24 protein-coding genes, 1 tRNA gene, 1 other RNA gene and 1 pseudogene are annotated in these 25,609 nt (G+C 70.5%); 16 read left to right on the plus strand and 11 right to left on the minus strand.

All coding sequences use genetic code 11. From position 1 onward, the window contains the following. A complete protein-coding gene (locus DW297_RS05575) occupies positions 1–2,004 on the minus strand; it encodes a DUF262 domain-containing protein (protein ID WP_136030207.1) in 2,004 nt (667 codons plus the stop codon). 177 nt (positions 2,005–2,181) lie between these two features. Here DW297_RS05575 and DW297_RS05580 point away from each other — a divergent pair, with 177 nt between their 5' ends. After that, positions 2,182–2,955, plus strand: a complete 774-nt coding sequence (locus DW297_RS05580) for a hypothetical protein (RefSeq protein ID WP_136030209.1) — start codon at positions 2,182–2,184, stop codon at positions 2,953–2,955. Between the two features lie 170 nt (positions 2,956–3,125). Continuing rightward, positions 3,126–3,629, plus strand: a complete 504-nt coding sequence (locus DW297_RS05585; protein WP_136030211.1) for a DUF3145 domain-containing protein — start codon at positions 3,126–3,128, stop codon at positions 3,627–3,629. Positions 3,630–3,761: 132 nt separating this feature from the next. Here the strand turns inward: DW297_RS05585 and yczR are convergent, their stop codons facing one another. After that, positions 3,762–5,165: a MocR-like transcription factor YczR gene (gene yczR / locus DW297_RS05590; protein ID WP_136030213.1), complete on the minus strand. Its 1,404-nt coding sequence runs from the start codon at positions 5,163–5,165 to the stop codon at positions 3,762–3,764. A 96-nt stretch (positions 5,166–5,261) separates the two neighbouring features. Here yczR and yczE point away from each other — a divergent pair, with 96 nt between their 5' ends. After that, positions 5,262–5,924 (plus strand): membrane protein YczE, encoded by a 663-nt coding sequence (yczE, locus tag DW297_RS05595; protein ID WP_136030215.1) that lies wholly within the window; start codon positions 5,262–5,264, stop codon positions 5,922–5,924. Between the two features lie 68 nt (positions 5,925–5,992). On the opposite strand, the gene DW297_RS05600 is transcribed toward yczE, so the two are convergent. The 6 genes from DW297_RS05600 to aceE form a co-directional block, all read right to left on the minus strand. Then, positions 5,993–7,231: a beta-ketoacyl-[acyl-carrier-protein] synthase family protein gene (locus DW297_RS05600; protein WP_136030217.1), complete on the minus strand. Its 1,239-nt coding sequence runs from the start codon at positions 7,229–7,231 to the stop codon at positions 5,993–5,995. A 93-nt stretch (positions 7,232–7,324) separates the two neighbouring features. Then, on the minus strand, positions 7,325–7,573 hold the full coding sequence (locus DW297_RS05605; protein WP_136030219.1) for an acyl carrier protein: 249 nt from the start codon (positions 7,571–7,573) through the stop codon (positions 7,325–7,327). Between the two features lie 69 nt (positions 7,574–7,642). Beyond that, positions 7,643–8,644 carry a beta-ketoacyl-ACP synthase III gene (locus tag DW297_RS05610; protein WP_136030221.1) on the minus strand — a complete coding sequence of 334 codons (1,002 nt, stop codon included), beginning with the start codon at positions 8,642–8,644 and terminating at the stop codon, positions 7,643–7,645. Further along, complete coding sequence (locus DW297_RS05615; RefSeq protein ID WP_136030223.1) at positions 8,641–9,561, minus strand: ACP S-malonyltransferase; 921 nt, start codon at positions 9,559–9,561, stop codon at positions 8,641–8,643. Before DW297_RS05615 ends, DW297_RS05610 begins: the two co-directional genes overlap by 4 nt. 94 nt (positions 9,562–9,655) lie before the next feature. Continuing rightward, a complete protein-coding gene (locus DW297_RS05620; protein WP_136030264.1) occupies positions 9,656–10,852 on the minus strand; it encodes a PucR family transcriptional regulator in 1,197 nt (398 codons plus the stop codon). Positions 10,853–10,883: 31 nt separating this feature from the next. Further along, positions 10,884–13,610 (minus strand): pyruvate dehydrogenase (acetyl-transferring), homodimeric type, encoded by a 2,727-nt coding sequence (gene aceE, locus DW297_RS05625; protein WP_136030225.1) that lies wholly within the window; start codon positions 13,608–13,610, stop codon positions 10,884–10,886. Positions 13,611–13,763: 153 nt separating this feature from the next. Between aceE and DW297_RS05630 the strand changes: the two genes are divergently transcribed. The 3 genes from DW297_RS05630 (at position 13,764) to DW297_RS05640 (ending at position 15,769) form a co-directional block, all read left to right on the plus strand. Then, positions 13,764–13,836 (plus strand) — tRNA-Val (locus DW297_RS05630). A gap of 28 nt (positions 13,837–13,864) precedes the next feature. After that, entirely contained in the window at positions 13,865–14,752 is an 888-nt protein-coding gene (locus DW297_RS05635) for a TIGR01777 family oxidoreductase (RefSeq protein ID WP_136030228.1), read from the plus strand. Between the two features lie 63 nt (positions 14,753–14,815). Further along, positions 14,816–15,769 (plus strand): L-lactate dehydrogenase, encoded by a 954-nt coding sequence (locus DW297_RS05640; protein ID WP_136030231.1) that lies wholly within the window; start codon positions 14,816–14,818, stop codon positions 15,767–15,769. A gap of 32 nt (positions 15,770–15,801) precedes the next feature. Here the strand turns inward: DW297_RS05640 and DW297_RS05645 are convergent, their stop codons facing one another. Then, positions 15,802–16,566 carry an SDR family oxidoreductase gene (locus tag DW297_RS05645; RefSeq protein WP_136030233.1) on the minus strand — a complete coding sequence of 255 codons (765 nt, stop codon included), beginning with the start codon at positions 16,564–16,566 and terminating at the stop codon, positions 15,802–15,804. Between the two features lie 100 nt (positions 16,567–16,666). Between DW297_RS05645 and DW297_RS05650 the strand changes: the two genes are divergently transcribed. Next, positions 16,667–17,503 (plus strand): helix-turn-helix transcriptional regulator, encoded by an 837-nt coding sequence (locus DW297_RS05650; RefSeq protein WP_136030234.1) that lies wholly within the window; start codon positions 16,667–16,669, stop codon positions 17,501–17,503. A 12-nt stretch (positions 17,504–17,515) separates the two neighbouring features. Here the strand turns inward: DW297_RS05650 and DW297_RS05655 are convergent, their stop codons facing one another. Then, the gene (locus DW297_RS05655) at positions 17,516–18,355 is read right to left on the minus strand and encodes an aldo/keto reductase (RefSeq protein WP_136030236.1); all 840 of its coding nucleotides are present in this window, start codon (positions 18,353–18,355) and stop codon (positions 17,516–17,518) included. Positions 18,356–18,426: 71 nt separating this feature from the next. Between DW297_RS05655 and DW297_RS05660 the strand changes: the two genes are divergently transcribed. The 6 genes from DW297_RS05660 (at position 18,427) to rnpB (ending at position 22,618) form a co-directional block, all read left to right on the plus strand. Continuing rightward, complete coding sequence (locus DW297_RS05660) at positions 18,427–18,951, plus strand: PadR family transcriptional regulator (protein WP_168442803.1); 525 nt, start codon at positions 18,427–18,429, stop codon at positions 18,949–18,951. A 25-nt stretch (positions 18,952–18,976) separates the two neighbouring features. After that, positions 18,977–19,354: a hypothetical protein gene (locus DW297_RS05665; protein WP_136030240.1), complete on the plus strand. Its 378-nt coding sequence runs from the start codon at positions 18,977–18,979 to the stop codon at positions 19,352–19,354. Next, complete coding sequence (locus DW297_RS05670; protein ID WP_136030242.1) at positions 19,354–19,734, plus strand: YchJ family protein; 381 nt, start codon at positions 19,354–19,356, stop codon at positions 19,732–19,734. The genes DW297_RS05665 and DW297_RS05670 overlap by 1 nt, the downstream gene beginning before the upstream one ends. Positions 19,735–19,770: 36 nt before the next feature. Further along, positions 19,771–20,505 (plus strand): zinc ribbon domain-containing protein, encoded by a 735-nt coding sequence (locus tag DW297_RS05675; protein WP_136030244.1) that lies wholly within the window; start codon positions 19,771–19,773, stop codon positions 20,503–20,505. A gap of 22 nt (positions 20,506–20,527) precedes the next feature. Then, positions 20,528–22,228: a bifunctional 3'-5' exonuclease/DNA polymerase gene (locus DW297_RS05680; RefSeq protein WP_136030246.1), complete on the plus strand. Its 1,701-nt coding sequence runs from the start codon at positions 20,528–20,530 to the stop codon at positions 22,226–22,228. 23 nt (positions 22,229–22,251) lie between these two features. Next, positions 22,252–22,618, plus strand: an RNA gene (gene rnpB, locus DW297_RS05685) — RNase P RNA component class A. Between the two features lie 56 nt (positions 22,619–22,674). Here rnpB and ppgK read toward each other — a convergent pair. Further along, a complete protein-coding gene (ppgK, locus tag DW297_RS05690) occupies positions 22,675–23,421 on the minus strand; it encodes a polyphosphate--glucose phosphotransferase (RefSeq protein ID WP_136030248.1) in 747 nt (248 codons plus the stop codon). 81 nt (positions 23,422–23,502) lie between these two features. Between ppgK and DW297_RS05695 the strand changes: the two genes are divergently transcribed. From DW297_RS05695 to DW297_RS05705, 3 genes and pseudogenes are all read left to right on the plus strand, one after another. Then, positions 23,503–23,745: an SPOR domain-containing protein gene (locus tag DW297_RS05695; protein ID WP_136030250.1), complete on the plus strand. Its 243-nt coding sequence runs from the start codon at positions 23,503–23,505 to the stop codon at positions 23,743–23,745. Positions 23,746–23,747: 2 nt separating this feature from the next. After that, a complete protein-coding gene (gene glnA, locus DW297_RS05700) occupies positions 23,748–25,085 on the plus strand; it encodes a type I glutamate--ammonia ligase (RefSeq protein WP_136030252.1) in 1,338 nt (445 codons plus the stop codon). Positions 25,086–25,093: 8 nt separating this feature from the next. Beyond that, positions 25,094–25,609: pseudogene (locus DW297_RS05705) on the plus strand (bifunctional [glutamine synthetase] adenylyltransferase/[glutamine synthetase]-adenylyl-L-tyrosine phosphorylase); the annotation flags it as partial.

Here is a 25,609-nt window from a genome sequence, read left to right on the forward strand (position 1 = left end):
TCACATCACGTTCCCGATGTAGGAGTACTTGACGAAGACCTCGGAGGCGAGCCCGGACTCCTCCAGCACGCCCTGCACCGCGGTCATCATGTAGTTCGAGTCCCACCCCATGTACAGCGAGTGCTCGTCGTCGAGCCGGTCCCACTGGCCCTTCCACGCCTGGGCGTCGTAGATGGGGCCGCCGTGCGCGGCGCAGTACGCGACGGCCGCCTCACGGGTGTCGGTCCACGCACGCCGGAACACGCGGTTGAAGAGGTGCTTGACGTCGTAGACCTCCCAGCGCTCTCCGCGGTACTCGACGTAGTCGAACTCGCGCTCCCAGCCGGCCGGCCAGCCGCGCCGGCGGACGGCGTCGAGGATCGGGGTGAGGCCGTCGTCGTCGATCTCCGGCAGGGCAGGGCGGGCCCAGATCCGCAGCAGCTCGGTCGTCAGCGCGACCGTGCGGGCCGTGATGGCGGCGGTGCCCCAGGCCGCAGCGGCGGTCAGCTCTCGCGTGGCCGGCACGGTGCTGCGCGCGTAGGCCTCGTCGCGCTTGACCGGGAACGATGCTCCGAACACGCGCTCGGTCAGCCCCTGCTCGAGCAGCGTGAGGTTGCCGAGCGTGGGAGCGAGCGCGCGGTGGCTGTTCTGCTCGTCCTCGCTGTACTCGCTCCACGGACGCACGCCGTCGCCCGACCACGCGTCACCGGGGACGGCCGGGACGATGTGCTCGACATCGAAGCCCTCGACCTCGTCGACGCCTTCGAGTCGCCCGAGCACGTAGGCGGGGTAGGGCAGCTCGCTGTACTTCAGGACGGCGCTCACACGCTCGTCCGACGGCGTGATGCGGGCGATCGCACGGGCAAGCGCTTCCTGACCGTTCGCGCGCGCCCGGCAGAGCCGCGCGATCAGGCGCTCGGTCGGCAGATTCACCAGCACGCGGCGGAGGTACATGGCCTGCAGCCACTCGAGCGTCTGCAGGAACTCGGCTCGGTCGATGCGTCCGCGGACGTGGTCGCTGTAGGCGTTGAGCACCAGCGGATACGACGAGCGTCCGAACGTGTTGACGGCCCGCAGCTGCCGCGCGATCTCGAGGTCGGGCTCCCGTGACGGGTCGAGCAGGATGCCGTAGAGCTCGGCGAAGTGCCGCCAGTTCGCGGCATCGGCCTGGAGGTGCGCGACGTCGACGCGCGGGAACGACTGGCGGAACGCGCTGTACACGCCGTGCTCGCCGTTCGCCGCGACCTCTCGGCCGGTGACCATGACGAGGTAGTGGCGCCAGAACGCGCCGATCGCCTCGCCGGTGTGCTGTTCGATGGGCAGCCAGAAGCGCGACTCGACGTCGAGCTGTTCGGCGTGGCTCAGGCCCATCAGGATGTAGTTGTGGATGAGCTCGTGGTCGCGCAGCGGCTCGCCGGTGGAGTTGAGGCTCTCGAAGATCTGCTGCGCGTTGGCACGGGGACCCAGCGTGATCGACACGTGCTCCAGGCGCTGCAGCCCCCGCCAGATCAGCGGCACCTCGTCGACGTGGATCTGGCTGCGGAAGAACGCGTAGTTGTCGTCGAACCGCGACTCGCGGTCGAGGTCGTCGCGGCGGTCGAGGACGACGGACTCGTACAGCTCGGCCCATGCGTCGTGGGGTCGGAGCTTGGTGCGTCCGGGAGCGTCCGCCAGGACGAGCACGCGGGAGAGCTCGGCGGCGAGGGCCGGATCGGTGTCGCGGACCGCGTGATGCAGGGCGGCGACGAGGAGCATGAGCGTGGTGATCCGCTGCTGTCCGTCGATCAGGATGAGGTCGGCGTCCTCGCCGCTGCCGTCCTGCGCGGAGAGGATGGAGCCGAGGAAGTGACGGTGGGCGTCGTCTTCCGCCGCGACCGCGCGGACGTCGGACAGGAGCCGTTCGCAGCCGCCGATGTCCCACCGGTACTGCCGCTGATACACGGGGACGACGATGGCCGTGCGTCCCGCCGCGAGCCATTCGATCGTGTTGACTGCTGTCGCCTCGACGTTGGTCGCGGTGCTCATGCTGGTGTCTGATCCTCCCGTTGCGACGGGCGCCGAGAACGCGCTCGACGCCCCGCCCAGTCTATTCGGGTTATGCACGGCCGCCCTCCGGGGAGGCGGCGAGCCCCGCTGTTAGGCTTGCCTTATCAGGGCCTGTTAAAACGTGCTGGCCCCCGATGAAAGGAACATGACTCGATCATGGGATACATCAAGTCCGCAGCGCTGGAGGAGAAGGGCTTCGTCGTCCTCGACAGCTACGACCAGGAGGCCGACCCCAAGGAGTGGCTGGACGTCGAGTACAACGACTGGAAGTCCTCGGGCGACACCCGGTTCGCGCCGCTCGCCAGCGCCTTCGGCGACATCGAGTGCAACGGCTTCTGGAACCACAAGCCGCCGCGCACCGACAAGGACGGCGTCTGGATCGACTCCCAGGTCGCGAAGGCACCGAACCTGACGCGTCGCGCGCAGGAGCCGGGTGCCAACGTCGGTCGGTGCCGCATCATCGAGCTGCAGCCCACCCCGTACGGCGACTGCCTGTACAACCTGCACCAGGACGACAACAACCGCCTGAACCCGGACGGGACCGGCTGGGTCGTCCGCGGCTTCTTCAACCTCACCGACGACAAGGACAGCTACTTCGTCCTGCGCGAGAACCGCACCGACCCGAGCATCGAGTACCGCATCGCACTGCCGGCCGGCGCGCAGCTGATCGTGGACACACAGCGCCTGTGGCATGCCGCCACCCACAACGGCACCGACCCGCGCTACTGCCTGATCACGTCGTGGACCTCGGGCCCCGAGCTCGACGCCTACATCGAGAAGTACCACGGCACCGACGACGTCCCGAACGTCGAGGTCCCGCAGGACGTGCTGGAGTTCGGCTACGCCGAGCAGGCGCGCAAGGACGCGGCGCGCGCCGCGTACTACGCCGCCAAGGGCCAGCAGGTCAAGCAGGCCATGAGCGAGGCGTGATCCTCCGCTGATACGACGAAGGCCCCGGTCGCTCGACCGGGGCCTTCGTCATGGAATCACACGCTTGTGATTTATGCGGAACTCCGCGAGAATGGGCGCACAACCGCATACTCTCGCCACTTCGTGGGTCAGGTCGTAGGGGAAGACGCACCTGATGAAACGGAGAGATCATGGCGACGGCTTACGCACGCGGAGTGGTGTTCATCCACTCGGCGCCTCGCGCGCTCTGCCCGCACCTGGAATGGGCGGTCGGTCGCGCTATCGGGCGTGCGGTGAACTTCGACTGGACGGAGCAGCCGGTCCTCGACGGCGCCCGGCGCGCCGAGTTCTACTGGGACGGCCCCGTCGGCACGGGTGCTGCGCTCGCGACCGCGATCCGCGGCTGGGAGCACCTGCGCTTCGAGGTCACGGAAGACCCGACGCCCCGCAGTGACGGCGGCCGCTGGCTGCACACTCCGGATCTCGGCATCCACTACGCGCAGACCGACGCCGCCGGCAACATCGTGATCGGCGAGGACCGCATCCGCTACGCGATGGAGATCGCCGCAGGGAACGCCGTCGAGCTGCAGCGCGAGCTGGACATCGCGCTCGGCTCCGCCTGGGACGAGGAGCTCGAACCGTTCCGCCACGCCAGTGACGATGCGCGCGTCGTCTGGCTCCACAAGGTCGGTTGACCGGCCCGCAGACCGGGGGCGCGGGAGGCGTGAGTATCGGATTCCGGTGAGTGATCCCGGACGCTGAGAAGACGTATCCTCGCCCCGCTCGACGAAGACCCCGCCACGGATGCCGCGGCGGGGTCTTCGTCGTCAGATGACAGCCGCGTGGCGCATCTCCGCCGCGGGCTGACGGCCGCCTCCCACCAGGTCACCCCACGCCAGGGCGAGACGGGCCATCGCCTCCGCCGTGCGCTCCGGCGGAAGGGTGATCGGGATGCGGAGCCGGCGCTCCAGCACCCCGCCGGTCGTGAAGCGCGGCCCTGGGGGCAGGATCAGGCCCTGCTCGCGGGCGGCGAGCGACAACGCCGTCGAGACCGGCGCGCCCAGATCGATCCAGGCCGACAGGCCGCCCGGGGTGCGCGGCATCCGCACGCCGGGCAGGTGCGTGAGGCCCTCGGCGACGGCAGCGCGTCCCGCCGTGAGCCGGCTGCGCACGTGCGCGCCGAGTGCAGGCATGTCGCGCAGCAGCTCGACCGCGATGCACTGCTCGAGCAGCGCGGTGCCCAGCTCGAACGAGGGGCGGACGGCGAGCAGGCGCGCGATCACGGAACGCTCGGCCCGGATCCACCCAATGCGCATCCCGCCCCACGCGATCTTCGACATCGAGCCGACGGTGATGACGTGCGGTCCCTCCGCGGCGAGGGGGACAGGAGCCCAGCCGCGGTCGATGTCGAGCTCGGCTGTGGTCTCGTCGACGATCAGATGGGTTCCCACGTGACGCGCGGTGGCGGCGATGCGGGAGCGCTCCTCCTGCGGAAGGGTGGCACCGGTCGGGTTGTGGAAGTCGGGGATGAGATAGGCGACGTGGGGGCGCGCGCTGAGCAGCGTGTCCGTGACGTGGCGGGTGTCCCAGCCGTCCGTGTCGACCGGCGTGGGCACCAGGCGGTAGCCGTGCCGATGGAGGGCTTCGAGCGCGTGGGGGAAGGTGGGCTGTTCCACGAGTGCGCGTTCGCCCCGACGCCCGATCGCGGTGAGGATCAGGTTCACGGCGTTGAGCGCTCCGGACGTCACGATGATCTCGTCCGCGGTGGTGTCGGCCCCGCGTTCCGTGAAGCGCTGCGCGAGCGCCTCGCGCAGCTCCGGAAGCCCCTGCAGCGAGTAGCCGCTCGTGCCGCGCAGCGCCGCGAGTCGCGGGAGTGAGCGCACGGTCGCGTCGTACAGCCCGGGGGTGGAGTCCATCGAGGCGATGGAGAGGTCGATCGCGTCGCCGTCGCCGTCCTGTCCCGGCAGCGCGGGGCCGTGGGGGAGTGCGACCCGGGTGCTGCCGCCGTGGTGCCGTGTGACGTAGCCGTCCGCCTCCAGCAGGCCGTACACGCGCGTGATGGTCGAGCGGGAGCGGCGCAGCTCGACCGCGAGAGCACGCTCGCTGGGCAGTCGTTCCCCCACCGTGAGCCGGCCGTCGAGGATGAGCGCGGTGATCTGGCGGGCCAGGGTGGTGGCCGAGGCGCCGGCGACGCTGCGCGCTCCGAGCTGTTCCACGAGTCGTGAGGACATGACTCCAGCTTGCCGCAAAAGTGGACTGCTATACGCAGGCCACTTTTGTCGCAGTGGTCTCGGCGACCGCGGCTCCCGTCGTTCCACGATGGAGAGATGCTCCTGCGCTCCATCCTCCTGCCCGTCCGCGCCACGAGCCCTCGCGACCTCGCGGAGCGCCTGGTCCAGCTCGTCATCGGACTGATGCTCTACGGCATCGCGCTGGCGTTCATGGTCCGCGGGGGCATCGGTGTGGCGCCGTGGGACGTGCTCGCGCTCGGTGTCGCGGGACGGAGCGGCCTCGGCTACGGCGCCGTCACCGTGCTGGTGTCGATCGTGGTCTTGCTGCTGTGGATCCCCCTGCGCCAGCGCGTCGGTCTCGGCACCCTGCTCAACGCCCTCCTGATCGGCCCCAGCGCCGACCTCGCGCTGCTGGCACTGCCCTCCCCGCCGAACGTGTGGATCGGCGCGCCCATGTTCGTGTTCGGACTCGTGCTGCTGGCGTTCGCCACCGGGCTCTACATCGCCGCTGACTTCGGTCCCGGCCCGCGGGACGGACTGATGACGGGTCTCGTCCGGACCACCGGATGGCCGGTCTGGCTCGCCAGGACCGTGATCGAAGGTTCGGTGCTCCTCATCGGATTCCTGCTGGGCGGCCCGGTGGGTGTGGGGACCGTGCTCTTCGCGTTCGGCGTCGGTCCGCTCATCGGCTGGTTCCTTCCCCGCATCGAGCGGCGCCGCAGGGCCCGGTCGCAGCGGCTCGCCGTCTCGAACGGCTGAGCCGGGTCCGTCGAGACAGGACGAGGCCCCCGGGACGTCCCGGGGCCTCGTCGTGTCGTACGGGGTCGTCAGTCGGCGCTGCCCACCACGAGCACCGCGTTGTGTCCGCCGAAGCCGAAGGAGTTGCTGATCGCGATCTGCGGTCCGTCGCCCAGGGGCATCGGCTCTCCGGACAGGCGGAACGGGACCTCGGGGTCGGGCTCCGTCATGTTGATCGTCGGAGGGGCGACCCGGTCGCGCAGCGCGAGGATCGAGAAGATCGCCTCCAGCGCGCCGGTGCCGCCGAGCAGGTGCCCGGTCGACGCCTTGGTGGCCGACACCGGGATCTCATCGATTCGGTCGCCGAAGACCTTCTTGAGCGCTGTGTACTCGTTCGGGTCGCCCACCGGCGTCGAGGTGGCGTGGGCATTGATGTGCGTGACCTGGTCGGCCGTGATGCCGGCCTCCTCGAGAGCCTGCGTGACCGCACGGGCCGCGCCGTTGCCCTCCGGGTCGTTGCCCGTGATGTGGTAGGCGTCGGCCGTGACACCGCCGCCCAGGATGTAGCCGTAGATCTTGGCGCCGCGAGCCTTGGCGTGCTCCTCGGTCTCGAGGATCAGCGCGGCCGCTCCCTCGCCCATCACGAAGCCGTCGCGGTCGATCGCGCCCGGACGCGATGCGTGGGCCGGGTCGTCGTTGCGGCGGGAGAGGGCCTGCGCGGAAGCGAACGCCGCCATCGTGATGGGGTGGATCGCGGACTCGGTGCCGCCGGCGATCACGACGTCGGCGAGACCCTCCTGCAGGTGGTGGAAGGCGTGGATGAGGGACTCGGTGCTCGAGGCACAGGCGCTCACCACGGTCTGCGCGTAGGCGCGGGCCTCGAACTGCAGCGAGAGGTTGCCCGCGGCAGCGTTGGGCATGAGCATCGGGACCGTCAGCGGCATGACGCGGCGCGGTCCCTTCTCGCGCAGCGTGTCCCACGCGTCCAGCAGGGTCCACAGGCCGCCGATGCCGGTCGCGAAGTCGACGCCGAGGCGCTCGGGGGCGACCTCGGGGGAACCGGCGTCGGCCCAGGCCTCGCGTGCCGCGATCAACGCGAACTGCGAAGACGGGTCCAGACGCTTGGCCTCGTGGCGCGGCAGCACCTCTTCGGGGCGGACGATCGCCGAGGCGGCGAACGTGACGGGCAGCTCGTACTGCTGCACCCAGTCGTGCTCGATCGTGCGGGTGCCGGACACCCCGGCGAGGAGGTTGGTCCAGTTCTCGGGAGCCGTCCCGCCGATGGCGGACGTGGCGCCGATGCCGGTGACGACGATGCGCTTGGTCATGAAGGTGGTTCCTTGTCGAACGGGAGTCGTGCGGGAGATGGGCAGAGCGGAGGATGCCACGCCCCGCCGCAGCGGGGGTGGCATCCTGCCGTGTTACTCCTGGCCCGCGACGATGAAGTTGACCGCGTCGCCGACGGTCTTGAGGTTCTTGACCTCGTCGTCGGGAATGGTCACGCCGAACTTCTCCTCGGCGTTGACGACGATCGTCATCATCGAGATCGAGTCGATGTCGAGGTCGTCGGTGAACGACTTCTCCAGGGCGACCTCGGAGGCGTTGATGCCGGTCTCGTCGGTGATGAGCTCTGCGAGGCCGGAGAGGACCTCATCGTTGGTGAAAGCCATGGTGGTCTTCCTCTTTCTTACGGGGTGTATTAGGAACCGTGGAACAGTCTAGGGAAGGTCGGCGCGGACTCAGGGGAGGACGACGACCTGTGCGGCGAACACGAGACCGGCGCCGAAGCCGATCTGCAGCGCCAGCCCACCCGAAAGCTCGGGGTGTTCAGCCAGGAGGCGGTGGCTCGCGAGCGGGATGGAGGCGGCCGAGGTGTTGCCCGTCGTCTCGATGTCGCGGGCGATCGCCGTGGTCTCCGGCAGACCGAGCTGCTTGGCGAACTCGTCGATGATGCGCATGTTCGCCTGGTGAGGGATGAACGCGGCGAGGTCCTCCGCGGTCACGCCCGCCTTGTCCAGTGCCTCACGAGCGACCTTCACCATCTCCCACACCGCCCAGCGGAAGACGGTCGGGCCCTCCTGGCGCAGCGTGGGCCACGGCACCTCGCCGTCGCGGAACTCGGTGAGGGTGGCGTTCATGCCCACGGCGTCGGCCTTGGAGCCGTCCGAACCCCACACGGCGGGGGAGATGCCCGGCGTCTCGCTGGGGCCGATCAGTGCAGCGCCGGCACCGTCGCCGAGCAGGAACGAGATGCTGCGGTCGGTGGGGTCGACCACGTCGGACAGCTTCTCGGTGCCGATCACGAGAGCGTGGCGTGCCGTACCGGCCTTGATGAGCGCGTCGGCCTGCGCGATCGCGTACGCATACCCCGCACAGGCGGCGTTGATGTCGTAGGCGGCCGCCGGGTTCGCACCGACGCGGTCGGCGACGATCGCCGAGACCGAGGGCGTCTGCTTCGGGTTGCTGATCGTCGCGACGATCACGAGGTCGACCTGGTCGGCGGGGACGCCCGACTTCTCGATGGCCTCGGCGGCCGCGGCGGTGGCCAGGTCGATCGCATCCGTTCCCTTGTCGGCGCGCACGCGAGTCACGATGCCGGTGCGCTGGCGGATCCACTCGTCGCTCGAGTCGATCGGACCGATCAGGTCGTCGTTCGGGACGGCGTTCTCGCCGCGCGCGGCACCGTACGAGTAGATGCGGGTGTACGCGGGGCCGGTGAGCTGGGCGAGCGTGGCGCTCATGCGGCGTCTCCGTTCAGCAGCGCGACGGCTGCGTCGAGGTCTTCGGGGGTCTTGACGGCGACGGTCGGCACACCACGGAGCCCGCGCTTGGCGAGGCCGACGAGGGCGCCGGCGGGGGCGAGCTCGATGACCCCGGTGACGCCCGCCTCGGCGAACGACGCCATGCAGAGGTCCCAGCGCACCGGCGAGGACACCTGGTCGACGAGATACGAGAGCGCCTGCGCGCCGTCGGAGACCACGGAGCCGTCGCGGTTGGTCCAGAGCGTGATGTCGGGGTCGACGGGGGACACGTCGGCCACCGCGTCGCGGAGCGCGGCGACCGCCGAGCCCATGTACGAGGTGTGGAACGCGCCGGCGACCTGCAGTGGCACCACGCGCGTGCCCTTCACCGGCTCCTCGGCCAGAGCAGCCAGTGCCGGCAGCGGTCCGGCGACCACGATCTGGCCGCCGCCGTTGTAGTTGGCGGGGGACAGGCCGAGCTCGGCCAGGCGGGCGAGCAGCGCCTCTTCGTCGCCGCCCAGCACCGCGCTCATGCCCGTGGGGGTCTGCGCGGCGGCATCGGCCATCGCGCGGCCGCGGATCCCCACCAGACGCATGCCGGTCGTCTCGTCGATCACCCCGCTGCCCACGAGGGCGGCGACCTCGCCGACCGAGTGACCGGCGATGCCGTCCGCACGGCGGCCGGACCGCTGCACGAGGGCGTCTCCGGCGAGGAGCGACGCGGCGACGATCAGCGGCTGCGCGATGCGCGTGTCACGGATGGTGTCGGCGTCGGACTCGGTGCCGTGGGTGCGGAGGTCGACCTCGGCCGCCTCGGAGAAGGAGGCGAGACGCTCCTCGGCGCCGTCGAGGTCGAGCCAGGGGGCGAGGAAACCGGGGGTCTGCGAGCCCTGTCCAGGGCAGACGACGACAATCACCCACCCAGTCTGCCAACGATTGCCGACGAGCGGTGGATGATCCATCACAAGATTGCGAGGATCCCTTGTGTGTGGCGCACAGGGCCCGGCGGCGTCACCGCGGCGGGCGCCGTGCGGACGGGCGGCGACGCACCTGCTCCGCGGCACCGATGGACCCGAGGATGAGGGCCGTCTGCAGGATGAGGGCCTCGCGCGGGCCCGTGGCGTCCCACCCGATCACCTCACTCACGCGCTTGAGGCGGTAGCGCACGGTGTTCGGATGCACGAACAGCTCGCGCGCGGTCGCCTCCAGCGAGCGGCCGTTGTCGAGGTAGCTCCACAGCGTGGTCACCAGATCGGTCGAATGGGCCTGCAGTGGGCGGAAGATGCGTTCGACCAGCGTCTGCTTCGCGAGGGGGTCGCCCGCCAGAGCGCGCTCGGGCAGCAGGTCGTCGGCTTCCACCGGTCGCGGTGCGCTCCGCCAGGCGCGAGCCACCGCGAAGCCGGCGAGGGCCGCCCTGGCGCTCTGGCTCGCATCGACGAGGGCGGCGACCGCGGGTCCGAGCACGACGAAGCCGGGCCCGAACGACGGCTCGAGCCGGGCGGCGATCTCCTGGAAGCCCAGCTCCTCGTCCTCGCCCTCCTGTCCGGCCACGCGGGCACGGCCGAGCACCAGGACGAGCCGTGAGCCCTGCACGCCGATCAGCACGTCGACTGCGAGCTTCCGCGCCGTCCGACGCACGAGGTCCACATCGAACTGCGGAGGCGTCGTGCCGACCAGCACCGCGACCTCGCCGTGTCCGTGCCAGCCCAGGGCGGCGATGCGGCTCGGCAGCTCCTCGTCGGCCTCTCCCGTGAGGATCGAGTCCACCACGAGTGCCTCGAGGCGCGCATCCCACAGGCCGCGGGCCTCTGCGGCGCGGGCGTACACGTCGGCCGCGGCGAACGCGACGTCGCGCGAGTACAGCAGGATGGCCTCGCGGAGATGCTCGCCCTTGCCGGCGACGCGCTCCTCGGTCACCTCCACCGTCACGCGGATCAGCTGGAGCGTCTGCTGCAGGCTCACGCTGCGCAGGAGCTCCCGTGGCGCGGCGGCGAAGATGTCCGCCGCGATCCACGGGGTCGAGGTGGGGTCGTCGTACCACTGGATGAACGAGGTGATGCCCGCCTGCGCCACCAGCCCGACCGCAGAACGGCGGGCCGGTGGCATGTCGGCGTACCACGGGAGCGTGTCCTCCAGCCGCTTGATCGTCACCGAGGCGATGTCACCGGAGATCCGGCGCAGCCAGGTGAGTGTCGCGGCCTTGTCCATGCCGGCGGCAGACGACGGTGTCACCGAAGGCTCAGCTTTCCCCGCCTGCGTTACCGCTGGTGCCGGCGTTCACATCGTGCAGACGGTACTTCTCGATGGCCTGCGCGGCGAGCGAACGGTCGACCGTGCCCTCCTCCGCGAGCGACTGCAGCGTGCGCACCACAATCGACGGACCGTCGATCTTGAAGAAGCGACGAGCAGCGGCACGCGTGTCGGAGAAGCCGAAACCGTCGGCGCCGAGCGTGGCGAAGCGGTTCGGCACCCACGGACGGATCTGGTCCTGGACGGCGTGCATGAAGTCGCTCACCGCCACGACCGGACCCTCGACGCCCTGCAGCTTCTGCGTGAGGTACGCCGTGCGCGGCTCCTGCTCGGGGTGGAGGAAGTTGTGCTCGTCGGCGGCGAGACCGTCGCGGCGCAGCTCGGTCCAGGAGGTGACCGACCACACGTCGGCGATCACGCCCCAGTCGTTCTTGAGCAGCTCCTGCGCCTCCATCGCCCACGGCAGTCCCACGCCCGACGCGAACAGCTGGGCGCGAGGCCCGTCCCCCTCGCCGACCGAGACGCGGTGGATGCCGCGGACGATGCCGTCGACGTCCACGTCCGCCGGCTCGGCGGGCTGCACCATCGGCTCGTTGTACACCGTGAGGTAGTACATGACGTTCGGGTCTTCGTGCTCGCCGCCGTACATGCGCTCCAGACCGGAGCGGACGATGTGCGCGATCTCGTAGCCGTAGGCCGGGTCGTAGGACACGGTGGCCGGGTTGGTCGCGGCCAGCAGGTGCGAGTGGCCGTCGGCGTGCTGGAGGCCCTCACCGGTCAGGGTGGTGCGTCCGGCGGTCGCTCCGATGATGAAGCCGCGTGCCATCTGGTCGCCCGCCGCCCACTGGGCGTCGCCCGTGCGCTGGAAGCCGAACATCGAGTAGAAGATGTAGATCGGGATCAGCGGCTCGCCGTGCGTGGCGTACGACGTGCCGGCCGCGGTGAAGGCCGCGAGGGCGCCCGCCTCGTTGATGCCGACGTGAACGATCTGGCCCTGCGGGCTCTCCTTGTAGGCGAGCAGCAGCTCCCGGTCGACCGACGTGTAGTGCTGACCGTTCGGGTTGTAGATCTTCGCGGTCGGGAAGTAGGCGTCCATGCCGAACGTGCGCGCCTCGTCGGGGATGATCGGCACGATGCGGTGACCGAACTCCTTCGAGCGCAGCAGGTCCTTCAGCAGGCGGACGAAGGCCATGGTGGTGGCGATCTCCTGCGTGCCCGAGCCCTTCTTCGGCAGCGCGTACGCGTTCTCCTCGGGGAGCGAGAGCCCCACGTGGGTCGAGCGGCGCTCCGGCAGGAAGCCGCCCAGCGCGCGACGACGCTCCAGCATGTACTGGATCGTCTCGTCCTGCGGTCCCGGGTTGTAGTACGGGGGAAGGTACGGGTTCTCCTCGAGCTGCGCGTCCGTGATGGGGATGTGCATCGCGTCGCGGAACGTCTTGAGGTTGTCCAGCGTCATCTTCTTCATCTGGTGGGTCGCGTTGCGGCCCTCGAACTGCGGGCCGAGCCCGTAGCCCTTGACGGTCTTCGCGAGGATGACGGTCGGCTTGCCCTTGTGCTCGGTCGCGGCCTTGAACGCGGCGTAGACCTTGCGGTAGTCGTGGCCGCCGCGCTTGAGGTTCCAGATGTCGTCGTCGGAGTAGTCCTTGACGAGGGCGGCGGTGCGCTCGTCGCGCCCGAAGAAGTGCTCGCGGATGTACGCGCCCGACTCCGCCTTGTAGGTCTGGTAGTCGCCGTCGGGCGTGACATTCATCAGGTTCAGCAGCGCGCCGTCGGTGTCGCGGGCGAGCAGGTCGTCCCATTCGCGGCCCCAGACGACCTTGATGACGTTCCAGCCGGCACCGCGGAAGAACGACTCCAGCTCCTGCACGATCTTGCCGTTGCCGCGCACCGGGCCGTCGAGACGCTGCAGGTTGCAGTTGACGACGAAGGTCAGGTTGTCGAGGCCCTCGTTCGCCGCGACCTGCAGCTGACCGCGGCTCTCGACCTCGTCCATCTCGCCGTCGCCCAGGAAGGCCCAGACGTGCGACTGCGAGGTGTCCTTGATGCCGCGGTTCTCCAGGTACTTGTTCGACATCGCCTGGTAGATCGCGTTGATCGGGCCGAGCCCCATCGACACGGTGGGGAACTGCCAGTACTCGGGCATCAGCCGCGGGTGCGGGTAGGAGGGGATGCCGTTCGGGGCATGCGACTTCTCCTGACGGAAGCCGTCGAGCTGGTCCTCGGTCAGACGACCCTCGAGGAACGAGCGGGCGTAGGTGCCGGGGGAGGCGTGACCCTGGATGAAGATCTGGTCGGCACCGCCGGGGTGGTCGGCACCCTTGAAGAAGTGGTTGAAGCCCACCTCGTACAGGGCGGCGGAGGAAGCGTACGTGGAGATGTGACCGCCGACACCGATGCCGGGACGCTGCGCCCGGTGCACCGTGATCGCCGCGTTCCAGCGGATCCAGGCGCGGTAGCGGCGCTCGATCTCCTCGTCACCGGGGAACTCCGGCTCGTTCTCCGGAGCGATCGTGTTGATGTAGTCCGTGGTGGGGACCATCGGCACGTTCAGGTGCAGCTCCTTGGAGCGCTTGAGCAGGCTGAGCATGATCTCACGGCCGCGGCCGTGTCCCTTGGCATCCACCAGCTCATCGAGCGACTGCTGCCACTCGCCGGTCTCCTCCGGATCGCTGTCGAGGGGGCCCTGAGAGTACGGATCCTGGTCGTGGACGGTCACGGGGGAACCTTTCGTCAAGCTGGCAGGTCATGCCAAGGAAACGGGAAGCGACACGGGCAGCCTTGTCGGCCGTGCACAACGCGCGCCGACCTCAGCCTATCCCTCTTCCACGACGTGGGTGCGCATGCGCCGCCGGATAGACTGAGCGCACCAGGGCCTTTAGCTCAGCTGGTAGAGCGCCACGTTTACACCGTGGATGTCGTCGGTTCGATCCCGGCAGGGCCCACCGTCTCGAGGAGACCGGGGGAGCGACCATGGCGCGACGCATCGTCATCAGCGGGGCATCCGGCCTGATCGGCTCCGCCCTCGCGGCCTCGCTGCGAGGCGACGGGATCGAGGTCGACACGCTCGTGCGTCACCCGCCCCGGGAGGACGGCGAGCATCAGTGGATGCCCGGTGTGAGCTCCCTCAACCCCGACGTGCTCGCGGGTGCGGAGGCGGTCGTGGCCGTGGGCGGTGCCAGCGTCGGCCGGCTCCCGTGGACGCTGCGGTACCGCCGGGAGCTGGTGGAGTCCCGGCTCGATGCGACGCACACCCTCACGACGGCGCTGCGCTCGCTCGGCTCCGACGCTCCGGCGCTGGTCTCCGCGTCGGCCGTGGGCTACTACGGCTCCGCGCCGGGGGAGACCCTCACGGAGGACTCGCGGCCGGGCGACACGTTCCTCGCCGACCTCTGCGTGCGATGGGAGGCCGAGGCCAGACGGGTGGAGGACCTTACCCGGGTCGCGCTGCTGCGCACGGCCCCCGTGATCCATCGCCGCGGCGTCCTGCGGCCGCTGGTGCTGCTCACCCGGCTCGGGGTCGCGGGACCGCTGGGCCCTGGCACGCAGACGTGGCCGTGGATCTCGCTCGAGGACGAGGTGCGGGCGATCCGGCACACGCTCGACGCGAAGCTCACCGGTCCGGTGAACCTCGCGGGTCCGACGCCCGCCACCATGAACGACATCGGACGCGCCCTCGCCGCGCGGATGCATCGCCCGTACTGGCTTCGCGCTCCCCGGTGGGCGCTGCGCCTGGCGCTCGGGGACGCGGCCGACTCGCTCCTGCTGCCGGATGCCGATGTGCGCCCGGAGGTGCTCGAGCGCTCGGGGTTCCGGTTCACCCACCGGACCGCGGCGGATGCGGTGGCCGCGGCGGTCTGACCTGCGCGCTTTCGCACGGCTCGCCCCCTCCCGGAGCGACGAGCCCGCTGTCAGTATGGGCGCATGGAGATCATCGAGAACTCGAAGCTCACGGTCGTGGGTGCGGGGAGCGTCGGCTCCAGCGTCGCGTACGCCGCACTGATCCGCGGCTCCGCCCGTCACGTCGCGCTCTATGACATCGCCACCGAGAAGGTCGAGGCCGAGGTGCTCGACCTCGCCCACGGGACCCAGTTCACCGGGTCCAGCGCGATCGTCGGCGGCAGCGACATCTCGGTCGCGGCCGGCTCGCACGTGGTGGTCATCACCGCCGGGGCCAAGCAGAACCCGGGGCAGACCCGCACCGAGCTGGCCGGGGTGAACGCGGGCATCATCCGGCGCATGATGCCCGACCTGCTCGCCGTCGCACCGAACGCGGTGTACGTCATCGTCACGAACCCGTGCGACGTGCTCACCGTGATCGCTCAGCAGGAGACGGGGCTGCCGCCGGAGCGGATCTTCGCCTCCGGCACGGTGCTCGATACGTCGCGTCTGCGATGGAAGCTCGCCGAGCGGGCGGGAGTGTCGACTGCGAGCGTGCACGCGCACATCATCGGCGAGCACGGGGACACGGAGTTCCCCCTGTGGTCCCGCGCCACGATCGGCACGGTGCCGATCCTGGAGTGGGAGACGCCAGGACACCCGCGGTTCACGCTGGAGGAGCTGGACGAGATCGCGGTGGAGGTGCGCGACGCCGCGTACAAGGTGATCCGCGGCAAGGGGGCGACCAACTACGCGATCGGGCTGTCGAGCGCGCGGATCGTGGAGGCCATCCTCCGCGACGAGCACGCCGTGATGCCGGTGAGCACGGTGCTGCGCGACTTCCACGGCCTGGACGGCGTCGCCCTGTCGGTGCCGTCGATCGTGAGCGCCGCCGGGGCCGAGCCGATCCGCGCCACCTCCTTCTCGGACCGCGAGCTGGAGCAGCTGCGGCAGTCGGCCGATGCTCTCACCGCGGTCGCGGGGTCCCTGCAGGCGTGATCTGGGGGCGGTGCGCGGGCACCGCCCCGGCCTCAGCGGGCGTGACGATCGGTGCTGTTGAGCGCGGCGACGACGCGGGCGTAGTCCCCCCTCGCCTCGGCGTGGCGCAGGAACTTGACGCGCTCGACCTGCACCTCGGGCGCCTCCGGGTCGGTCTCGATGAGCGCCATGACCTCGTCGGCGAACTCGTCGAGAGGCATCGCCGACTCGTCCTGCTCCTGCCCGGGCATGAGAGCGGTGCGAACCGCCGGCGGCTCCAGCTCGACGACGGAGATGCTCGTGTCGGCGAACTGCAGGCGGAGGGATTCGCTGAGCATGTGGATCGCAGCCTTGCTGGTGTTGTAGGTCGGCGTCGCCTTGAGCGGGACGAACGCGAGCCCGGACGTCACGGTCATGATCGTCGCGGCGGGCTGCGTGCGGAGGTGCTCGACGAACGCGGCGATCAGACGGATCGGCCCGAGGACGTTGGTGGTCACGATCTCCTCGGCGGTCGCGAGGAAGCCGTCGGGTGAGCGCCAGTCCTCGGCGCGCATGATGCCCGCCATGGTGACGAGCACGTTCAGCGCCGGATGCTCGGCGAGGACGGTGCGGGCGGCTGCCTGGATGCTGTCGGCGTCCGCGGTGTCGATCTGCACGGTGTGGATGCCGGGGTGTGCGTCGGCGATCGCGGTGAGCCGGTCGGCGCGGCGCCCGCCGACGATCACGGTGTTCCCGCGTTCGTGGAGTCGGAGGGCCAGCGCGAGGCCGATGCCGCTGGTCGCGCCGGGGATGAAGATGGTGTTTCCGGTGATGTCCATGGTTCCAGCGTCGACGGCGGCGGCTGGACGCTCCAGAGAGGGATCGTCCAGGGACCGCCGATCCCTGGTTCGGGTGCCGCGGCAGGGGGATACTTCAGGAATGGATCGTGATGCGCTGGCCGACTTCCTGCTGCGCCGCCGGGAGGCGTTGACGCCCGCCGACGTGGGGCTGCCCGCGGGAGCGCGCCGCCGAACCGCCGGTCTGCGGCGCGAGGAGGTGGCCCAGCTGGCCACGATGTCGACGGACTACTACGCACGCCTGGAGCAGCGGAGGGGACCACAGCCGAGCGTGCAGATCCTCGGCTCGCTCGCCAGGGCGCTGCGGCTGACCGAGGACGAGCGCGACTACCTGTTCCGGTTGAGCGGCCACAGCGCCCCGGATCGCGTCACGGCGACCGACTACGTGCGGCCGGGGATCCTCCGGGTGCTGGACCGGCTGCACGACACGCCGGCGTTCGTGGTGTCGGTGCTCGACGAGGTGCTCGTGCAGAACGACGCCTCCCGGGCGCTGATCGGCGATGCGGGAAGCCTGACCGGGATGGATCGCAGCGGGATCTACCGCTGGTTCGCCTCCCCGGAGACGGAGCGCCTCCGCTATCGGGAGGTCGATCACGTGCGGCAGTCGCGGTCTCTCGTGGCGACGCTCAGGGCCGCGCACGCGGTCCCCGGTGCGCGCTCCCGCGCCTGCGAGATGGTCACGGCCCTCTCGGCCATGAGCGACGAGTTCGTGCGGTTGTGGGAGGCGCACGAGGTGAGCCGTCGCTTCGAGCAGCACAAGGTGATGGTGCACCCGGAGCTCGGCGAGATCGAGGTCGACTGCCAGGCGCTGTTCACGGAGGACGAGTCGCAGGCGCTGATCGTGCTGACCGCGCCGCGGGGGAGCGAGGCGGCCGGCAAGCTGGAGTTCCTGCGGGTGCTGGGGACGCAGACCGTCTGAGCGCTCCCGCGGTCAGGACTCCTCGTGGACGGCGGGGTCCGCGTCGAAGAGCCGTCCGTCCGGGCGACCGAGTGCGGTGATCGCGGCCACCTCGGCGTCGTCGAGCACGATCTCCGCCGCGGTGAGGTTGTCGAGCTGGTGAGCGAGCGACGAGGCCTTGGGGATCGCCACGGTCCCCCGGGCGACGTGCCAGGCCAGCACCGCCTGCGCTGGCGCGATGTCGTGTGCGGCGGCGACCTCCCTGATCACGGGCTCGTCGAGCAGCGCCTTCGCCCGGCCGATCGGACTCCACGCCTCGGTGATGATCCCCTGGGCGCGGTGGTGGGCGAGCTGCTCCTCCTGGGGGAAGTACGGGTGCACCTCGATCTGGTTGACCACGGGGCGGACGCCGGTCTCCCTCTCGATGCGCTCCAGGTGCTCCGGCAGGAAGTTCGACACGCCGATCTGCCGCACGACGCCGCGGGACTGGGCCTCGACGAGCGCGGTCCATGCGGGGACGTACTCGTCCTGGTGCGGGTTCGGCCAGTGGATCAGATGGAGATCGGTCGCATCGAGCCCGAGCCGGGAGCGGCTCTCCTCGATGCTGATCCGCGCCCGGTCGGCGGGGTGGTGTCGGCCGGGCAGCTTGGTGGTGACGATGATCTCGGCGCGCTCGACGTCGGCGGCGGCGACACCGCGCCCGACGGACCCCTCGTTCTCGTAGTTGAAGGCCGTGTCGATGAGTCGGTAGCCCGCGCCGATGGCCGCGGTGACGGCGTCGGCTCCCGCATCGCCGTCGAGGCGATAGGTGCCCAGCCCGATCGCGGGAAGGGTGAAGCCGTTGTGGGCGGTGACGGTGGGGATGGCGGGCATCGATGCTCCTTCGGTGGCTTGTGTTCAGCGTAGGCCTTGTCCGCAATATCCCTAAGAGGTATATCTGGAGCATGCAGTTCCTCATCCTCGGGATCCTTCTGGACGCTCCGCTCACGCTCTACGACGTGCACAAGCGGTTCCGCGCCGGGATCTCGCTCTTCTACGCCGCGAGCTTCGGAAGCATCCAGCGCGCCCTCCGTCAGCTCGAGTCGCAGGGCTGGGCACGCGTGGACGAGGCGGCCGCGAACGGTCGGGGAAGGAAGCTGTACCGCGTGACGGCGGAGGGGCGTCGGTCCTGGCACACGTGGATGACGTCGCCGCTCACCGGATCCGACCCCGAGCCCGCGATGCTCGCGCGGATCCACCTCCTGGGACACCTCCCGCCCGCGGAGCGTCCGCTGTGCGTCGAGGTCATCCGCACACGGATCGCGGAGGACCAGTCCCGGCTCGCCGCCCTGGCGGAGGAGCTCGATGCGACCGACGTGCCTGAGGCCGTGCGCGAGCTGTACCGCTTCCGTCGCGCGACCCTCGACTACGGTCTCCGCTCGCACGGGCTCGCGCTCTCCTGGCTCGACGATCTCGACCTGTCCGCATGACTCCCGACACCCTGGAGGTCTCCGCATGCTCGCCGTCGCTCTGACGGGCGCCCTCGTCCTTCTCGCGGCTCTGACGCTGTTCCAGGTCGCCCTCATCTTCGGCGCGCCGCTCGGCCGCTTCGCCTGGGGCGGTGCGCACCGCGTTCTGCCCGTGCGGCTCCGCGTCGGCAGCATCGTCTCGGTCGTCCTCTACGCCGGGTTCGCCGCACTGCTGCTGAGCCGTGCGGGAGTCATCGCCGGGGGTGAGCTGCCCGTCGTCGTCGTGTCGTGCTGGGTGCTGTTCGCGTACTTCGTGATCGGGATCCTGCTCAACGCGATCTCGCGGAGTCCCGCGGAACGGTGGACCATGACCCCGGTGTGCGTGATGCTGGCAGGCATGACCCTGATCGTCGCGCTCTCGTGATGTCGTCCGCACGCTGCCCCTGCGGCTCCGGCAACCCGTTCGACGAGTGCTGCGCGCCCCTTCTCGGAGGTGCGTCCGCTCCGACCGCTGAACGACTCATGCGCTCCCGCTACACCGCTTTCTCCCGGGCGGACGCCGCGTACCTGCTGCGCACCTGGCATCCGAGCACGCGGCCCCGCGACGTCGAGTTCGACCGGGGTCTGGAATGGCGTCGGCTGCTGATCGTCGACCGCGTGGCCGGGGGACCGTTCGACCGCTACGGCGTCGTGGAGTTCGAGGCGTTCTGGCGGCACGGCGCCGAGCGCGGCTCCCTGCGCGAGCGCAGCCGATTCGTCCGCGAGGGCCGGACGTGGCTCTACGTCGACGGCGTCATCGGCTGAGGCCCGGACGACGGCCGACCGACTAGATTTGAGAGCGTGAACGCCACCCCGGAGAACCAGCGCACCCTGCTCGACATCGCGGACCTCGACCGGCGCATCGCGCAGGCCGAGCGCGCCCGCACCCAGCCGAGTCAGGCGGCGCGGATCACCGAGCTCGTCGCCGTCCGCCAGGAGCAGCTCCGCGAGCTCACGGTTCTTACCGGCGCGCGGGACGATGCGCGGGCCGAGCTCGCGCGGCTGGAGTCCGACGTGTCCCTGGCCGAACAGCGTCGTGACCGCGACACCGCGCGTCTGGCGGCGGCGACCAACGCGAAGGAGGCGCAGGCGCTCGAGCACGAGCTCGCCAGCCTGGCCAAGCGCCTGAGCGACCTGGAAGACGCGGAGCTCGACGTGATGGGGCGCGTGGAAGAGGCCGATGCCGCCGTCGCCGCTCAGCAGGCGCTGCTCGACACGACCACGACCGAGGGCACGGCCCTGACCGCGCAGGCGAAGGCCGACGTGGCGGCGGCCACCGAGCTCGGCGCTCAGCTGACGCGTGACCGGGAGGCCGTCGCCGGCTCGATCCCCGCCCCGCTGCTGGCGGAGTACGACCGCCGCGCGCAGAACAGCGCGGGGGCGGCGCTCCTCACCCGCGGCACCTGCGAGGGCTGCCGCATGATGCTCCCTGGCACCGACCTCAACGAGATCCGCCGAGCCCCGGAGGACGCCGTGGTCTCCTGCCCCGAGTGCGGCTGCATCCTCGTCCGCACCGAGGAGTCGGGGCTCTCGTGAGCGCATCCGTCGTGCACCGCCGATGACGGTGCCGGCGTCGGGCACGGAGCGCCGCATCGCCCTGATCGCGCTCGGGGCGGCCGAGTACGCGGCGGTCGAGCTCGACGAGCACGACCGGGAGAGCGGTCGGACGCTCGTGCCCGCGGGCGAACTCGCGTCCTGGGTCGCCGCGACGGAGGCGGAGGACGGCCCCCGGTGGATCCTGCGCTCGGCCGCGGAGGTGTACGCACTGCTGCTGCGGGAGGGAGTCCGCATCGGCCGCAGTCACGACCTGGTCCTGTGCCATGCGATCTTGCGGGACACCGCGACGGTGCCCGCGCCGCTGCCTCCGTCGGCCGCCTGGGAGCCGCGGCAGCCCGCGGACGCGACGCCCTCCCTGTTCGACGTGTTCGACGAGGAATCGGGGGAGCCGGCGGTCGTCGCGGCCCTGGAGCAGTACCGCGCGCAACGCCGGGTGATCGCCGCCGCGCGGGACGGTCGGCTGACGCTCCTGTGCGCCGCCGAGTCCGCAGGTGGCCTGATCGCCGAGGAGATGCGCGCCGCCGGGTTGCCCTGGGACACGGCGGTTCACGACGCGATCCTCACCGAGACCCTCGGCGCCCGGCCCGCGGGCGGCGGTCTTCCCCGGCACATGGTGGAGCGTGCGGACGAGGTGCGGGCGCTCCTCGGCGATGCGACTCTCCACCTGGACAGCCAGCCCAAGCTGCTGCGCGCCCTGCATCGCGTCGGAGTGCAGGTCGAGTCCACGAGCAAGTGGGAGCTGTCGACGCAGGACCATCCCGTCGTCGAGCCGCTGCTGGCGTACAAGAAGCTGTCCCGGCTGCTGGGCGCGAACGGGTGGACGTGGCTGTCCGAGTGGGTGCACGAGGGGCGGTTCCGTCCGGTCTACATCCCCGGTGGCGTGGTCACGGGGCGCTGGGCCTCGGCCGGCGGGGGAGCGCTGCAGCTGCCGCGGAACCTGCGACCCGCCGTGCGGGCCGACCCCGGATGGACGCTGGTGGTCGCGGATGTCGCGCAGCTGGAGCCGCGGATGCTGGCGGCCATGGCGGCGGATGAAGCGATGGCCGAGGCGGCGCGCGGTGGCGACCTCTACGCGGGTGTCGTGGCGTCGGGCGCGGTCGCGACCCGTGAAGAGGCGAAGTACGCGGTGCTCGGGGCCATGTACGGCGCGACGAGCGGCGACAGCGGCCGTCTGGTGCCACGGTTGCGCCGCGTCTACCCGCGCGCCATGGCCCTCGTCGACGAGGCGGCGCGCACGGGCGAGGACGGCGGGATCGTCTCGACGTGGCTGGGCCGGTCCTCGCCGCGGCCGTCGGACGAGTGGATGCGGTTGCAGTCGGATGCGACGGCCGCGGAGGCTGATCCCGCCGTGGTGGCCCTCGCTCGTCGGCGAGCCCGGGACTGGGGACGCTTCACCCGCAACTTCGTGGTGCAGGGCACGGCGGCCGAGTGGTCGCTCATCTGGCTCGCCGAGATCCGACACCGGCTGCAGCAGCTGCCGCCCGTGTTCGGGGCCGCCGAGGCCTCCGGCCCGTTCGCCCGCGAGCCGCATCTGGCGTTCTTCCTGCACGACGAGATCATCGTGCATACCCCGCGCGAGCACGCCGAGGCCGCCGCGGCGGCGGTGCGGGAGGCGGCGGAGGTCGCGACGACCCGCCTGTTCGGCACGTTCCCGATCGAGGTGCCGCTCGACCTGCGCATCGCGGATTCCGCGGAGAAGTGAGCGCCGTAGACTGGAGGGGCGAATGGGTCGGCTGGACGGTCGCGTGGCGGGTGACCGCACCGAGGAACGTCCGGGCTCCACAGGGCAGGGCGGTGGGTAACACCCACCCGGAGTGATCCGCGAGAAAGTGCCACAGAGAGCAGACCGCCCGTGATCCTCGGATCGCGGGTAAGGGTGAAAGGGTGGTGTAAGAGACCACCGGGGGCCGTGGTGACACGGCCCGCCAGGTAAACCTCGCCCGGAGCAAGGTCAGACAGAGGATGTTGACGCGGCCCGCCGAGTCCTCGGGTAGACCGCTGGAGCGGCACGGCAACGTGTCGCCGAGAGAGATGGCCGTCGAAGGGGCGAAGAACCCCGGAACAGAACCCGGCGTACAGGCCGGCCCATTCGCCCCACGAGGAAAGGCCCCGCAGATGCTCTGCGGGGCCTTCCACGTGTCGCTGGTGTCAGTCGCCGGCGAGTGACGCGGCGCCGATGATGCCCGAGTTGTTGCGGTGGATCGCCGGGACGATCGGGGTCTTGAGGTCGAGCAGCGGGAGGAAGTCGCCCGCGTTCTTCGACACCCCGCCGCCGACCACGAACAGGTCGGGGCTGAAGATGAACTCGATGTGGGAGTAGAACTCCTGCAGCCGCTTCGCCCACTCGGCCCAGCTGAGCCCTTCGCGCTCGCGGGCGGAGGTGGCCGCCCAGGTCTCCACCGACTCGAAGCCGCGGAAGTTGAGGTGGCCGAGCTCGGTGTTGGGCAGCAGCACGCCGTCGTAGAGGAAGGCCGATCCGATCCCGGTTCCGAGAGTGGTGAGCAGCGTGAAGCCGATCACGTCGCGCGCGGCACCGTGGCGAGCCTCGGCCACACCCGCCGCGTCGGCGTCGTTCACGAACACGATGTTGCGGCCGAGCCCGTCGCGGAAGAACCGCTCCGCGTCGAAGTCGATCCACTTCTTCGACACGTTGGCGGCGGACAGGGTCTTGCCGCGCTTGACGATCGCCGGGAAGGCCACGCCGAGGGGGAGCGTCGACTCGTGCACGTCGAGGGTCTTGAGCACGGTCTGCACGGCGAGGAGCACGTCCTCCGGCGCCGCACCTTCCGGGGTGGGCACGCGTACCCGATCCGAGGCCATGGTGCCGTGTTCGAGGTCGACGATTCCCGCTTTGATACCCGTGCCGCCGATGTCGACGCCGATCGCTTTTGCCATGGCCGATAGCTTAGCGACCGCTGTGTGCGCCAGTAGGATCGATGACATCACCCGAACGACTCGCGGGAAGAAGGAGAAGCCATGACCGACGGCGATCACAAGTACTGGTACAACTCCGCCACGGGCGAGGTCGAGTTCGGCATGCTGTCGCCCTCGATCGACCGCGTCGGCCCCTTCGACACCGAGGCCGAGGCGCGTCGTGCGCCCGAGGTCCTCCAGGAGCGGTCGCGTGCCTGGGCCGAGGAGGAGGCCGCGGAGCAGGGCTGGGACGCGAAGCCGTCGAGCGGCTTCGGCTCCGACGCGAAGGGCCAGGGCGCAGAGTAGCCATGGACAAGCAGAGGGACTTCGTGCTTCGCACGATCGAGGAGCGCGGCGTCAAGTTCGTGCGGCTGTGGTTCACCGACGTGATCGGCACGCTGAAGTCGGTCGCGATCGCGCCGGCCGAGGTCGAGGGGGCGTTCGCGGAGGGCATCGGCTTCGACGGCTCGGCCATCGAGGGCCTCACCCGCACATACGAGTCCGATCTGCTGGCGCAGCCCGACCCGACCACGTTCCAGACGCTGCCGTGGCGCGGGGAGATCGACCCGACGGCGCGCATGTTCTGCGACCTCACCACCCCGGACGGGCAGCCGGCGGTGGCGGATCCGCGTCACGTGCTCAAGCGCGCGCTCGCGAAGGCCGCTGACGCGGGCTTCACGTTCTACACGCACCCGGAGATCGAGTTCTACCTGCTCAAGTCCTCGTCGTTCGGGCCCGAGGGTCCGGTCCCGGTCGACTCCGCCGGGTACTTCGACAACGTGCCGGGCGGTACAGCCCATGACTTCCGGCGCCGCTCGGTGCGCATGCTCGAAGACCTCGGCATCTCGGTGGAGTTCAGCCACCACGAGGGCGGTCCCGGTCAGAACGAGATCGACCTGCGCTACGCCGACGCCCTCACCACGGCCGACAACGTCATGACGTTCCGCACCGTTATCAAGGAGGTGGCCATCGAGCAGGGCGTGTACGCCACGTTCATGCCGAAGCCGCTCAGCGGTCAGCCCGGCAGCGGCATGCACACGCACATGTCGCTGTTCGAGGGCGATCAGAACGCGTTCTACGAGGAGGGGGCGAAGTACCAGCTGTCCAAGACCGGCCGTCACTTCATCGCCGGGCTCCTGCGGCACGCGAACGAGATCTCCGCCGTGACCAACCAGTTCGTCAACTCGTACAAGCGGCTGTGGGGCGGCGACGAGGCCCCCAGCTTCATCACGTGGGGTCACAACAACCGTTCGGCGCTCGTCCGGGTGCCGATGTACAAGCCGAACAAGGGGCAGTCGTCGCGCGTGGAGTACCGCGCGCTCGACTCGGCCGCGAACCCCTACCTGGCTTACGCGCTTATGCTCGCCGCCGGCCTCAAGGGCATCGAGGAGGGGTACGAGCTGCCGCCGGAGGCCGAGGACAACGTGTGGGCGCTGAGCGACGCCGAGCGCCGTGCGCTGGGCTACTCCGCCCTGCCCGCGAGCCTCGACCACGCGCTGGAGTACATGGAGGAGTCCGAGCTCGTGGCCGAGACGCTGGGCGAGCAGGTGTTCAACTACGTGCTGCTCAACAAGCGCAAGGAGTGGGAGGCGTACCGCGGGCAGGTCACGCCGCTGGAGCTGAAGAACAACCTCGAGCTCCTCTGAGGCGCGGCATGGCCCGACCCGACGCCTCCGTCTCGCTCTCCGCGCTCGCACGGATCGGTTTCTCCGAGCTGTCCGAGGCCGCCGCGTCGCTGGCAGAGCTGGAGTCGTTGCTGGACCGACCCCGTGCGGGGCTGCTCGACGGCATGGGCGCCGCAGACCCGGATGCGGCGGTGCGCGGACTGCTCCGGGTGGCGCGCCGTGACCCGGAGGCGGTGCGGCCGCTCGTCGACGATGCGGAGACGCGCCGCACGGTGTGGCGGGTGTTCGGCGCCTCGACCGGGCTCGCCGAGTTCTTCCTGCGCCACCCCGCACAGCTCTCCGTGTTCAGCGAGCCCGTGTCCGCGCTGCCATCGGCCGACGCGCTGCGCAGCCGCCTCCTCGCCGCCGTGGACGCCAGCGACGGTGTCGCGGCGGCGGGCGACGACGACGCGGTCGTGGCGGTGCGCGTGGCGTATCGGCGTGAGCTCGCCGCGATCGCCGCGTTCGACCTCGCGCACGAGCGCCCGGAGGACGCGGTGCCCGCG

The organism is Microbacterium sp. PF5, from assembly GCF_004794315.1.
Lineage (GTDB): Bacteria > Actinomycetota > Actinomycetes > Actinomycetales > Microbacteriaceae > Microbacterium > Microbacterium sufflavum.